At 50.9% G+C, this 13,601-nt stretch carries 11 protein-coding genes; 10 read left to right on the top strand and 1 reads right to left on the bottom strand.

Features of this window, described 5'->3' with window-relative positions:
- Positions 1 to 189: 189 nt before the first annotated feature.
- From rimP to EAH77_RS13145, 10 genes are all read left to right on the top strand, one after another.
- Complete coding sequence (gene rimP / locus EAH77_RS13190; RefSeq protein ID WP_140473274.1) at positions 190 to 642, top strand: ribosome maturation factor RimP; 453 nt, start codon at positions 190 to 192, stop codon at positions 640 to 642.
- 21 nt (positions 643 to 663) lie between these two features.
- Entirely contained in the window at positions 664 to 2,151 is a 1,488-nt protein-coding gene (gene nusA / locus EAH77_RS13185; protein WP_140473273.1) for a transcription termination factor NusA, read from the top strand.
- A 24-nt stretch (positions 2,152 to 2,175) separates the two neighbouring features.
- The gene (gene infB, locus EAH77_RS13180; protein ID WP_140473272.1) at positions 2,176 to 4,869 is read left to right on the top strand and encodes a translation initiation factor IF-2; all 2,694 of its coding nucleotides are present in this window, start codon (positions 2,176 to 2,178) and stop codon (positions 4,867 to 4,869) included.
- 80 nt (positions 4,870 to 4,949) lie between these two features.
- Positions 4,950 to 5,363 (top strand): 30S ribosome-binding factor RbfA, encoded by a 414-nt coding sequence (gene rbfA / locus EAH77_RS13175; protein WP_136375211.1) that lies wholly within the window; start codon positions 4,950 to 4,952, stop codon positions 5,361 to 5,363.
- Positions 5,363 to 6,307 (top strand): tRNA pseudouridine(55) synthase TruB, encoded by a 945-nt coding sequence (truB, locus tag EAH77_RS13170; RefSeq protein WP_140473271.1) that lies wholly within the window; start codon positions 5,363 to 5,365, stop codon positions 6,305 to 6,307. The genes rbfA and truB overlap by 1 nt, the downstream gene beginning before the upstream one ends.
- Positions 6,308 to 6,429: 122 nt before the next feature.
- Complete coding sequence (gene rpsO, locus EAH77_RS13165; RefSeq protein WP_140473270.1) at positions 6,430 to 6,699, top strand: 30S ribosomal protein S15; 270 nt, start codon at positions 6,430 to 6,432, stop codon at positions 6,697 to 6,699.
- Positions 6,700 to 6,966: 267 nt separating this feature from the next.
- Entirely contained in the window at positions 6,967 to 9,087 is a 2,121-nt protein-coding gene (gene pnp, locus EAH77_RS13160) for a polyribonucleotide nucleotidyltransferase (protein ID WP_140473269.1), read from the top strand.
- Between the two features lie 132 nt (positions 9,088 to 9,219).
- Entirely contained in the window at positions 9,220 to 10,104 is an 885-nt protein-coding gene (gene nlpI, locus EAH77_RS13155) for a lipoprotein NlpI (protein ID WP_140473268.1), read from the top strand.
- A gap of 114 nt (positions 10,105 to 10,218) precedes the next feature.
- On the top strand, positions 10,219 to 10,299 hold the full coding sequence (gene yrbN / locus EAH77_RS25825) for a protein YrbN (protein WP_096335046.1): 81 nt from the start codon (positions 10,219 to 10,221) through the stop codon (positions 10,297 to 10,299).
- Positions 10,289 to 12,232 (top strand): DEAD/DEAH family ATP-dependent RNA helicase, encoded by a 1,944-nt coding sequence (locus tag EAH77_RS13145; protein WP_140473267.1) that lies wholly within the window; start codon positions 10,289 to 10,291, stop codon positions 12,230 to 12,232. Before yrbN ends, EAH77_RS13145 begins: the two co-directional genes overlap by 11 nt.
- A gap of 96 nt (positions 12,233 to 12,328) precedes the next feature.
- Here the strand turns inward: EAH77_RS13145 and EAH77_RS13140 are convergent, their stop codons facing one another.
- Positions 12,329 to 13,354 carry a luciferase-like monooxygenase gene (locus tag EAH77_RS13140; RefSeq protein WP_140473266.1) on the bottom strand — a complete coding sequence of 342 codons (1,026 nt, stop codon included), beginning with the start codon at positions 13,352 to 13,354 and terminating at the stop codon, positions 12,329 to 12,331.
- Positions 13,355 to 13,601: the final 247 nt, after the last annotated feature.

Below are 13,601 nucleotides of genomic sequence, written 5' to 3'. Positions count from 1 at the left end.
TCCTGTGATGTTCTGCAGCTCCACTTTGAAAGCTTCAATTTGAAAATAACACTTTCGAAAGTTGTACCGAAGCCGCTATGCGGCAAACAGGGTCCAGTTTCATAAAGCCCCGATTTATCGGGGTTTTTTGTTATTTGGCAGCAGAATCACTGGGCTATTAGGCCCTTTTTTTATGTCTTGGGGGTGGGCTTGTCCACATTAGAACAAAAATTAACAGAGATGATTTCAGCACCGGTTGAAGCATTAGGCTTTGAGCTGGTAGGCATCGAGTTCGTACGGGCTCGCCAATCGACGCTACGCATCTATATTGATAGTGACGACGGGATCACAGTTGATAATTGTGCTGATGTCAGCCACCAGGTTAGCGCGGTACTGGATGTCGAAGACCCGGTCACTGTGGCTTACAATCTGGAAGTTTCCTCTCCTGGCCTAGATCGCCCGATGTTTACAGCTGAACATTACCAACGTTTTCTCGGTGAAGAGGTGAGCGTGGTATTGCGAATGGCTATGCAGAACCGTCGTAAATGGCAGGGAATAATCAAAGCTGTCGAAGGCGAAATGATCACGGTTACTGTGGAAGGCAAAGATGAAGTGTTCGCGCTGAGCAACATCCAGAAAGCGAACCTGGTACCCCACTTTTAAAGTTTGGATGAGGCAACTAGGATGAACAAAGAGATTCTGGCTGTTGTAGAAGCGGTTTCTAATGAAAAATCCCTCCCGCGCGAGAAGATTTTTGAAGCGCTGGAAACTGCGTTATCGACAGCGACTAAGAAAAAGTACGAACAGGAAATTGAAGTCCGCGTCACCATCGATCGTAAAACCGGTGATTTTGACACCTTCCGCCGTTGGGTTGCCGTTAGTGAAGTTACGCAACCGACCCGTGAAATCACGATCGAAGCTGCTCAATACGAAGATCCGTCTATCGAATTAGGCGGTTACATCGAAGATCAGATCGAATCCGTTACCTTCGACCGTATCACGACTCAAACTGCTAAGCAGGTTATCGTACAGAAGGTACGTGAAGCTGAACGCGCCATGGTCGTTGAGCAGTTCCGTGAGCAGCAAGGTGAGATCGTTACTGGTGTTGTTAAGAAAGTTAACCGTGACAGTATCGCTCTCGACTTAGGCAGCAATGCCGAAGCCGTTATCCTGCGTGAAGATATGCTGCCACGTGAGAACTTCCGTTCTGGTGACCGTATTCGCGGTGTGCTCTATGACGTGCGTCCAGAAGCACGCGGTGCTCAACTTTTTGTTAGCCGTTCACGTAATGAAATGCTGATCGAACTGTTCCGCATTGAAGTACCGGAAATCGGCGAAGAGTTAATTGAAATTAAAGCCGCTGCCCGCGATCCGGGTTCACGCGCTAAAATTGCCGTAAAAACCAACGACAAGCGTATCGATCCTATCGGTGCTTGCGTCGGTATGCGTGGTGCCCGCGTTCAGGCTGTTTCCAGCGAATTAGGCGGCGAGCGCATTGATATCGTATTATGGGATGATAATCCTGCCCAGTTTGTCATCAACGCTATGGCACCTGCTGATGTAGCATCTATCGTAGTCGATGAAGACAAGCACACAATGGATGTCGCCGTTGAAGCCAGCAACCTGGCACAGGCGATTGGCCGTAATGGTCAAAACGTACGTTTAGCCTCTCAGTTAAGCGGCTGGGAACTGAACGTAATGACTGCGGACGACCTGCAGGCCAAACATCAGGCCGAGGCTCATGCCGCGATTGAGACCTTCACCAAGTATCTGGCTATCGATGAAGATTTTGCCACAGTATTGGTGGAAGAAGGTTTCTCAACGCTTGAAGAATTGGCTTATGTGCCAATGAAAGAATTGCTTGAAATCGATGGTCTGGACGAAGACACGGTAGATGCGCTGCGCGAACGTGCAAAAGAAGCATTAACTACCTTGGCCTTGGCTCAGGAAGAAAGTCTCGGCGACAATAAGCCTGCTGAAGATTTGCTGAACCTGGCGGGTCTCGAACGTAGCATGGCATTTAAACTGGCTGCGCAAGGGGTTTGTACGCTGGAAGATCTTGCCGAGCAGGGTGTTGACGATCTGGCAGATATTGAAGGTCTTAGCGACGAACAGGCTGGTGAACTTATCATGGCCGCACGCAATATCTGCTGGTTTGGCGACAATGCGTAATAAACTGTAGCAGGAAGGAACAGCATGACAGATGTAACCGTAAAATCGCTGGCAGCAGAGATTCAAACTCCGGTTGATCGCCTGGTACAGCAATTTGCTGATGCAGGGATCGACAAGTCTGAAGCTGACTCTGTCACCCAGCAAGAAAAAGAGACATTGCTGGCGCACTTGAACCGTGGAAACGGAAGTGTTCCAAACAAGCTGACGTTACAACGCAAAACGCGTAGTACACTGAACATTCCGAGCACCGGCGGGAAGAGTAAATCGGTGCAAATCGAAGTCCGCAAGAAACGCACTTATGTTAAACGTGATATGACCGAAGCAGAAGTTGCCCAGGCCGAAGCGGAAGAGCAGGCGAAGCGTGAAGCGGAAGAACAGGCACAGCGTGCAGTAGCAGAGCAAGCCCAACGCGAAGCTCAGGAAAAAGCGAAGCGTGCCGCCGAAGAGCAAGCCAAACGTGAGGCCGCTGAAAAAGCTAAGCGCGACGCAGCGGAAAAAGACAAAGTGACAAATCAACATACAGATGAAGTAACCAAACCAGCTCAGGCAGATAAAGCACGCCGTGAAGCTGAAGCCGCAGAGCTGAAACGCAAAACGGAAGAAGAAGCACAACGCAAACTTGAAGAAAATGCCAAACGCATTGCAGAAGAAGCCCGTAAAATGGCTGACTCTGGTGTTTGGACTGAAGTTGTTGCGCCAAGTGAATCCGAATCTGCTGACTATCATGTCACCACTTCTACGCACGCCCGTGCAGCTGAAGACGAAAATGACGCCAAAGTTGAAGGCGAACGTCGCAGCCGTACCCGTGGTGGCAAAGCCACTAAGCAGAAGAAAGGCAATAAACTGTCTGAATCTAAAGCCGACCGTGAAGAAGCACGCGCTGTTGGCCGTAATGGTAAAGGCAAGCGTAAGCCAAGCACGTTGCAACAGAGCTTCAACAAGCCTGTCGCTGCAGTGAACCGCGACGTTGTAGTGGGTGAAACCATTACTGTTGCTGAACTGGCTAACAAGATGGCAGTTAAAGGTTCTCAGGTCATCAAAACCATGATGAAACTGGGTGCAATGGCCACCATCAACCAGGTTATTGATCAGGAAACTGCTCAGTTGGTTGCTGAAGAGATGGGCCATAAAGTTATCCTGCGTCGTGAAAACGAGCTGGAAGAAGCGCTGATGAGTGACCGTGATACCGGTGCGTCAACTGCTGCTGAGCCACGTGCTCCGGTTGTGACCATCATGGGCCACGTTGACCATGGTAAAACCTCTCTGCTTGACTACATTCGTTCAACGAAAGTCGCAGCAGGCGAAGCTGGCGGTATTACCCAGCACATTGGTGCTTATCACGTTGAAACTGAAAACGGCATGATCACCTTCCTGGATACTCCAGGACACGCCGCATTTACCTCAATGCGTGCTCGTGGTGCCAAGGCGACTGACATCGTAGTTCTGGTCGTTTCCGCAGATGATGGCGTGATGCCGCAAACCATCGAAGCCGTACAGCATGCGAAAGCTGCTGGTGTGCCAATCGTGGTTGCTGTTAACAAAATTGACAAGCCTGACGCTGATCCAGATCGCGTTCGTACCGAGCTTTCTCAGTATGGCGTTATGCCAGAAGAGTGGGGCGGTGAGTCTCAGTTCATCCACGTGTCTGCGAAAGCCGGTACAGGTATTGATGAACTGTTGAATGCCATCTTGCTGCAAGCTGAAGTTCTCGAACTGAAAGCGGTTCGTAGCGGCATGGCAAACGGTGTAGTGATTGAATCCTTCCTGGATAAAGGTCGTGGTCCGGTTGCAACCGTGCTGGTTCAGGAAGGTACGCTGAACAAAGGCGATATCATTCTTTGTGGCTTCGAATACGGCCGTGTTCGTGCAATGCGTGACGAAATGGGCCGCGACATTATGTCTGCGGGTCCTTCTATCCCAGTGGAAGTGTTGGGTCTGTCCAGCGTTCCGGCTGCGGGTGATGAAGTTACCGTTGTACGTGATGAGAAGAAAGCCCGTGAAGTTGCGCTGTATCGTCAGGGTAAATTCCGCGAAGTGAAACTGGCTCGCCAGCAGAAATCTAAACTGGAAAACATGTTTGCTAACATGACCGAAGGTGAGGTTTCTGAACTTAACATCGTGCTGAAATCTGACGTACAAGGTTCTTGCGAAGCGATCTCTGATGCGTTGCAAGCGCTGTCAACTGACGAAGTTAAAGTCAAGATTGTCGGTATGGGCGTCGGTGGTATTACCGAAACCGATGCGACGCTGGCAGCGGCTTCTCGTGCTATCATCCTCGGCTTCAACGTCCGTGCTGATGCTTCAGCCCGTCGTGTTGTCGAAAATGAAAGCCTGGATCTGCGTTACTATTCCGTTATCTATAACCTGATTGACGAAGTTAAACAGGCAATGAGCGGTATGTTGGCGCCGGAATACAAACAGCAAATCATCGGTCTGGCTGAAGTTCGTGACGTATTCAAGTCACCGAAATTCGGTGCAATTGCCGGCTGTATGGTTACTGAAGGTATGATTAAGCGTAACAACCCAATCCGTGTACTGCGTGACAACGTGGTGATCTACGAAGGTGAGCTGGAATCCCTGCGCCGCTTCAAAGATGACGTTGCCGAAGTTCGTAACGGCATGGAATGTGGTATCGGCGTGAAGAACTACAACGATGTGCGTGCTGGTGATGTGATCGAAGTCTTCGAAATCATCGAGATCAAACGTACCATCGCGTAATTTTAGCGACGTCGCTTGTATCCAGTTGGGGGGCCTTGAGCCCCCCTCTTTGTCTGGAAATTGTCTGAAGGAGTCTTATCATGGCAAAAGAATTTAGTCGTACCCAACGCGTCTCTCAGGAGATGCAAAAAGAAATCGCCATTATTTTACAGCGTGAAGTGAAAGATCCGCGCGTTGGCATGGCCACCGTTTCCGGCGTTGAAGTGTCCCGTGACCTGGCGTATGCCAAAGTGTTCGTGACTTTCCTTGATGTGCTGACCACGGATAATCATGATCCCGATCGTGTTAAAAACGGCATCAGAGCCCTGCAGGATGCGTCTGGTTTTATCCGTACGTTGGTCGGCAAAGCGATGCGTCTGCGCGTTGTCCCTGAGCTGACTTTTGCTTACGACAACTCATTGGTTGAAGGCATGCGCATGTCGAACCTTGTGACTAACGTCGTGAAGAACGATGCTGAACGTCGTTCAGCTGCAGGCGACGACGAGGAAGCATAATGAGTCGCCCACGCCGCCGCGGCCGTGATATCCACGGCGTACTGTTATTGGACAAATCTCTTGGATTGTCCTCTAACGATGCACTGCAAAAAGTAAAACGTCTTTATAACGCCAACCGTGCGGGACACACCGGTGCCCTTGATCCCCTGGCAACCGGTATGTTGCCACTCTGTTTGGGCGAAGCCACTAAATTCTCCCGCTTTCTGTTAGATTCAGATAAACGCTATCTGGTCGTCGCCCGTATGGGGCAACGCACGGATACCTCTGATGCGGAAGGTCAGATTATCTCGGAGCGTGACGTCAGTTTTAGCCAGCAGCAGTTGGATGACGCCTTAGAGAGTTTTCGCGGAGAAACTCAACAGATCCCTTCAATGTATTCAGCATTGAAATATGAAGGGAAAAAACTGTACGAGTACGCCCGTCAGGGTATCGAAGTTCCTCGCGAGTCCCGCCCGATCACCGTGTATGAACTGAAGTTCATTCGTTGGGAAGGGGTTGAAGTTGAGTTGGAAATTCACTGCTCGAAAGGGACTTACATTCGCACCATTGTGGATGACCTGGGGGAGAAGCTCGGTTGCGGAGCGCACGTTACCTATCTTCGTCGTGTTCAGGTTGCAACCTATCCTGCTGAAAGGATGGTCACGATGGAGAAACTGCATGAGTTGATCGCACAGGCGGAAGTCGAAGGCATTGAGCCGCGTCTGTTGTTGGATCCTCTGTTGTTACCTATGGACAGTGCTTGTGAGGACTTCCCTGAGGTGAATCTTTTATCTGTCGTGGCAGGTTACGTGAAGCAGGGCCAACCGGTTCAGGCTTCGGGTGCCCCAACGTCAGGTATGGTGCGCATCACTGAGGGCGAAGAGCGTAAGTTCATCGGCGTTGGTGAGATTGACGATGATGGCCGTGTAGCGCCGCGTCGTTTGGTGGTTGAATACACCGAGTAAGCACGTTCTGCTCATCTTGCGATCGTATAATGCAAAGAGTAGAATAGCGCAGCTTATGCATTGGGTAGCTGAATTAGAGATCGGCGCCCGTTTATTTATCTATAATATTTTGGAGTATGATTATGTCTCTAAGCGTTGAAGCTAAAGCTCAAATCGTTACAGACTTCGGTCGTGGCACTAACGACAGTGGTTCTTCAGAAGTTCAGGTTGCTTTGCTGACTGCTCAAATTAACCATCTGCAAGGTCACTTCGCAGAGCACAAAAAAGATCACCACAGCCGTCGTGGTCTGCTGCGTATGGTTTCTCAGCGTCGTAAACTGCTGGATTACCTGAAGCGTAAAGATGTAGCACGTTATACCAGCCTGATCGAGCGTCTGGGTCTGCGTCGCTAATCTAGCGAGTTTCAGTGTAAAGGGGCCAATTGGCCCCTTTATTCTAGGAAGCGACTGCAAATCAGGTTACTGTAGCGTTGTTGTTTTTATAGAATTTATTATCACGTGATCTTCCGTTACAGAGGTTCGCGCGGCTAATGAGAGGCTTTATTTCCGCGAAGAGAAATAAGGATTGTCATTAGTCGCGAGGATGTAGTGAGAAGTTCGGGTATTTACTGGCGTGAACTGCTGTCATAACAGCTGCGCGTCAAATGAAAGGATATTACATTGCTTAATCCGACTATTCGTAAGTTCCAATACGGTCAACATACCGTCACGCTGGAAACCGGCATGATGGCTCGTCAGGCAACCGCAGCCGTTATGGTTAGCATGGACGACACCGCAGTATTTGTTACTGTTGTTGGCCAGAAAAAAGCAAAACCAGGCCAAAGCTTCTTCCCACTGACGGTTAACTATCAGGAGCGTACTTACGCTGCTGGTCGTATCCCGGGCAGCTTCTTCCGTCGTGAAGGCCGTCCAAGTGAAGGCGAAACCCTGACTTCCCGTCTGATTGACCGTCCAATTCGCCCTCTGTTCCCAGAAGGTTTCCTGAATGAAGTTCAGGTGATTGCGACCGTGGTTTCTCTGAACCCACAAGTTAACCCTGACATCGTTGCGATGATTGGCGCTTCTGCTGCATTGAGCCTGTCTGGTATTCCGTTCAGCGGCCCAATTGGTTCAGCTCGAGTCGGTTACATCAACGACCAGTATGTTCTGAATCCAACTGCGGATGAACTGAAAGTCAGTAGTCTGGACCTGGTGGTTGCCGGTACCAAAGGTGCGGTACTGATGGTTGAGTCTGAAGCTGATGTATTGAGTGAAGACCAGATGCTGGGCGCTGTGGTGTTCGGTCACGAACAACAACAAATCGTTATCGATAACATCAACTCTCTGGTTGCTGAAGTCGGTAAAGCGAAATGGGATTGGAAGCCTGAAGTCGTTAATGCTGAGCTGCATGCTCGCGTAGCGGCACTGGCAGAATCTCGTTTAGGTGATGCATACCTGATCACTGACAAACAAGATCGTTACGCTCAGATCAACGTTATCAAAGCTGAAGTGGTTCAAACTCTGCAAGCGGAAGATGAAGCGCTGGACGCTGGTGAAATCTCTGACCTGCTGGGCAGCATCGAGAAGCACGTGGTACGTAGCCGTGTTCTGCGTGGCGAGCCACGTATCGATGGCCGTGAAAAAGACATGATCCGTGGTTTGGACGTGCGTACTGGCGTTCTGCCACGTACCCACGGTTCGGCACTGTTCACCCGTGGTGAAACTCAGGCGCTGGTGACAGCTACTCTGGGTACTGCACGTGACGCGCAGAACCTGGATGAGCTGATGGGCGAGAAGTCTGACAGCTTCCTGTTCCACTACAACTTCCCTCCGTACTCCGTTGGTGAGACCGGGATGGTGGGTTCGCCTAAACGCCGTGAAATTGGTCACGGTCGTCTGGCGAAACGCGGCGTGTTGGCGATGATGCCAAAACCAGAAGACTTCCCGTACACCGTACGTGTGGTGTCTGAAATCACCGAATCTAATGGTTCATCTTCTATGGCTTCTGTTTGTGGCGCATCTCTGGCCCTGATGGATGCAGGCGTGCCGATTAAAGCCGCTGTTGCGGGTATCGCAATGGGTCTGGTTAAAGAAGGCGACAGCTTTGTTGTTCTGTCTGACATTTTGGGTGACGAAGATCATCTGGGCGACATGGACTTTAAAGTAGCCGGTAGCCGCGACGGCATTACCGCTCTGCAGATGGACATTAAAATTGAAGGCATCACCCGCGAAATCATGCAGGTTGCTCTGAACCAGGCTAAGGGTGCGCGTCTGCACATTCTGGGCGTAATGGAACAGGCTATCAGCACCCCGCGTGGTGATATCTCTCAGTTTGCACCACGTATTCATACCATTAAGATCAGCCCTGATAAAATCAAGGACGTGATCGGTAAAGGTGGTTCTGTCATCCGTGCGCTGACTGAAGAAACCGGTACTACCATTGAAATTGAAGATGATGGTACAGTTAAAATCGCTGCGACTGACGGTGAGAAAGCGAAATTCGCTATCCGTCGCATCGAAGAAATCACTGCTGAAGTTGAAGTTGGCCGTATCTATCAGGGTAAAGTGACCCGTATCGTCGAGTTTGGCGCATTTGTTGCCATCGGTGGCGGTAAAGAAGGTCTGGTTCACATTTCTCAAATCGCTGACAAACGCGTTGATAAAGTGACCGACTATCTGCAAATGGGTCAAGAAGTTCCGGTCAAAGTTGTCGAAGTTGATCGCCAGGGTCGCGTTCGCTTGAGCATGAAAGATGCTGTAGCGCCGAGCCAGGGTGAACCCACTGAGTCTCCAGCAGAATAAATTTCTGTAACAGAAGTTTTACAGTTCCCTGCTTTGAGGCAGGGAACTGTTCGTATCATGAGCGCAGGATGCGGTCGTGTTAAGCAGGCGGATGACAGGATGTTAATCCAATGTTTGTCTTCGGGAGTAGAAATGAAGCCTTTCTTGCGCTGGTGTTATGTTGCGACAGCACTTATGTTGGCAGGATGCAGCAACCATGATTGGCGTAAAAACGAAGTTCTGGCTATCCCATTGCAGCCCACGTTGCAGCAGGAAGTTATCCTGGCACGTATGGAACAAATTCTTGCCAGCCGGGCGCTGACTGACGATGAACGCGCACAGCTATTATATGAGCGCGGTGTGCTGTATGATAGTCTTGGACTTAGAGCGTTAGCGCGAAATGATTTTTCACAAGCGCTGTCTATTCGTCCTGATATGCCAGAAGTTTTTAACTACCTGGGGATTTACCTAACGCAGGCAGGCAACTTCGATGCTGCCTATGAAGCGTTTGATTCTGTACTAGAGCTTGATCCAACTTACAACTACGCGCGTTTGAACCGAGGTATCGCACTGTATTATGGTGGTCGATTCTCGTTAGCGCAGGATGATCTGCAGGCGTTTTATCGAGACGATCCAAATGATCCCTTCCGTTCTTTATGGCTTTACCTTGCGGAGCGAGAAATCAATCCCAAGAATGCCGACGTAGCGCTGCAACAGCGTTATGACAAAGCGGACAGAGGACAATGGGGATGGAATATCGTCGAATTCTACCTAGGTAAGATCAGCGAAGCAACGCTGATGGAACGCCTAAAGGCGGAAGCAACGGATAACACTTCGCTCGCTGAGCATCTCAGTGAAACTGACTTCTATTTAGGTAAGCATTACCTAAGTCTGGGGGACAAGAACAGCGCCCTGGCACTGTTCAAACTGACGGTAGCTAACAACGTTCATAATTTTGTTGAGCACCGCTATGCATTGTTGGAATTGGCGCTTTTAGGCCAAGAGCAAGACGACCTATCAGAATCGGACCAGCAATAGCTGACGACACCAATCAGCCTTCTTAACCATGGTTTATCCATTTTTAAGCGCCTTAACGGGCGAGGGTTGCTTTGTTCGTTTTATAATCTAATTTGAGCCGGTTCACACTTTTCAATGAAAATGACTGAAAATTTTCTCGACGAGTTATGTAGACTGGCTGCCATTATTAATGAGGCACGTGTACATGACTACTGAGTTTGAAACCTCTTTTGCTGACCTGGGGCTGTCTGCTCCTATCATTGCCGCCCTGACTGATCTGGGCTACGAAAAACCATCACCGATCCAATCCGAATGTATCCCGCACCTGTTAAATGGTCGTGACGTATTGGGTATGGCACAAACCGGTTCTGGTAAAACTGCGGCCTTCGCGCTGCCATTGCTGCACAACATTAAGCCTGATCTGAAGGCTCCACAGATTCTGGTATTGGCTCCAACCCGTGAACTGGCTGTTCAGGTTGCCGAAGCTTGTACTGATTTCGCTAAACATTTGCATGGCGTGAATGTGGTTGCCCTTTACGGCGGCCAACGCTATGACGTCCAACTGCGCGCACTGCGTCAGGGTCCACAAATTGTTGTGGGTACCCCAGGCCGTCTGCTGGACCACCTGAAACGCGGCACCCTTAACCTCTCTAACCTGAGTGGCCTGGTGCTGGATGAAGCCGATGAAATGCTGCGCATGGGCTTCATCGAAGATGTTGAAACCATCATGGCGCAGATCCCGGCTGACCATCAGACCGCGCTGTTCTCTGCCACCATGCCGGAAGCGATTCGTCGCATTACCCGTCGTTTCATGAAAGATCCGCAGGAAGTACGCATTCAATCTAGCGTAACTACTCGCCCTGACATCAGCCAGAGCTACTGGTCTGTTCATGGTCTGCGTAAAAACGAAGCGTTGGTACGTTTCCTTGAATCAGAAGATTTTGATGCGGCGATTATTTTCGTGCGTACCAAAAATGCAACCCTGGAAGTGGCTGAAGCGCTTGAACGTAGCGGCTATAACAGTGCAGCGCTGAATGGTGACATGAACCAGTCCCTGCGTGAGCAGACTCTGGAACGTCTGAAAGATGGCCGTCTGGACATTCTGATCGCAACCGACGTGGCAGCACGTGGTCTCGATGTAGAACGTATCAGCCTGGTTGTTAACTATGACATCCCGATGGACTCTGAATCTTACGTTCACCGTATCGGCCGTACCGGTCGTGCCGGTCGTGCTGGCCGTGCGTTGCTGTTTGTTGAGAACCGCGAACGTCGCCTGCTGCGTAACATTGAACGCACCATGAAGCTGACCATTCCAGAAGTTGAAATCCCTACTGCAGATGTACTGGGTGAGCGTCGTCTTGCTAAGTTCGCTGCAAAAGTTCAGCAACAACTGGAAAGCGGCGATCTGGATCAGTACCGCGCGTTGCTGGCTAAACTGCAACCTACAGAAGAGCTGGACATCGAAACGCTGGCTGCTGCACTGCTGAAAATGGCACAAGGCGAACGTCCACTGATCGTTCCTGCTGATCAGGTCTTCAAAAGCCGTCCACCACGTCGTGAATTTGACGAGCGTGCTGATCGTGCCGATCGTAGCGGCGACCGTCGTCCATCACGTGATGGTGATCGTCCTGCACGTGATGGCGCAGCTTCCCGTGATGGTGCACCACGTCGCGAACGTCGTGACGCTGGCGAAATGGAACTGTATCGCATCGAAGTAGGCCGCGATGATGGTGTTGAAGTTCGTCATATCGTTGGCGCAATTGCTAACGAAGGCGACATCAGCAGCCGTTACATTGGTAACATCAAGCTGTTCTCTTCGCATTCAACGATCGAGTTGCCGAAAGGCATGCCGGGCGAGATTTTGTCTCATTTCACCCGCACCCGTATTCTGAATAAGCCGATGAACATGCAGTTGCTGGGCGATGCACAGCCACAAGCTGCACGTCGTGAACGTCCTGCTGGTGCACCTGGTGCTGCAGGTGCTGGTGGCGAGCGTCGCGGTAACGGTGCTCCACCACGTTCTTTCAGCGGTGAGCGTCGTGAGGGTGGCCGTGGTCGTCCTGCGGAACGTCGTGAAGGCGGTGCTGCTGCACCTGCTGGTGAACGTCGTCCACCAAGCCGTGCGCCACGTCGTACGACTGACGCATAATCTGACGTCTGCTCCGGCAAGCAACAGATAAATAAAAACCAGCCTTCGGGCTGGTTTTTTTATGCCTGCACAACAGGCGATGGGAAGTTTGCGAAATCAGCCGATGCGTACTTCTTTCACCAAATCGCCTTGCAACTGAGAGACAATGTCAAACGAATGCAGGCGCGCCTGATGATCGAAAATCTGGCCGTTAATCATCAGCTCATCCGCTTCGGTCTCACGCAATATGGCTTGCAGACCGGCACGGACTGTCTCTTTATTACCCACGACCGACAATCGCAGCGCCTGATCAACACCAAAGCGGTCTGATGCAGACCACAGACTCTCTATATTATCGACCGGCGCCGGCAGCTTGCCCGGATTACCACGGCGTAGATTGATGAACTGTTGCTGATTGGACGTAAACATGCGGCGGGCTTCTTCGTCGGTATCCGCAGCGATTGCATTGATACATACCATGGCGTAGGGCTGTTGCAACTGCTCTGAGGGCTTGAACTGACTGCGGTAAATTGCCAGCGCCTGATGCAACATATCCGGCGCAAAGTGTGATGCGAAGGCAAACGGTAAGCCGAGTGCTGCGGCCAGCTGCGCGCTGTAGAGGCTTGAACCCAGCAACCATAGCGGCACATGTAAACCCTGGCCCGGTACGGCCTGCACCGGCTGACCTGGCTGTACATCGGCGAAATAGTGCTGCAACTCCTGCACATCTTGCGGGAAGTTATCCACTTCGCCAGAGAGATGACGGCGCAGGGCAATCATGGTGCGCTGGTCGGTACCCGGCGCGCGGCCAAGGCCCAAATCCACACGGTCAGGATAGAGTGTGGCCAGCGTACCGAATTGTTCAGCAATCACCAGCGGGGAGTGGTTGGGTAACATTACGCCACCGGAACCGACGCGGATGGTTTTGGTGCCACCGGCAATAAAGCCGAGCAACACCGAGGTTGCCGCGCTGGCGATGCCGGTCATATTGTGATGCTCCGCCATCCAGTAACGTTGATAGCCCCATTTTTCGGCATGTTGGGCTAAGTCCAGGGAGGACTGGAACGCCTGCTTCGGGCTGGAACCTTGTGGCACCGGGGCCAGGTCCAGCACGGATAAAGGTACGGTCTTTGTATCAGACATCGTTATCGCTCACTCGTTGATGGGTGAGGGGCGAAGCTATTCGCCCGCTAATTATACAGCTGAGTATTACCGATTAAACTTCCGCTGAATACCTGATTTGTGCTCTGCGCAGGCCGAAACGCGCATTTGTATTAATACAAATGGTTTGATCTATAATTTTAATGAATATGCTGTTTCGTGTTAAAAGAGCCTCTCTGCATCCCGTTATCATACCTGCTCTTCATTCATCCCCTGATGAAGCCAGCAG

Source organism: Ewingella americana (genome assembly GCF_006438725.1).
Taxonomy (GTDB): Bacteria; Pseudomonadota; Gammaproteobacteria; order Enterobacterales; family Enterobacteriaceae; genus Ewingella; species Ewingella americana_A.
This window is presented reverse-complemented; position numbering and strand designations above follow the sequence as displayed.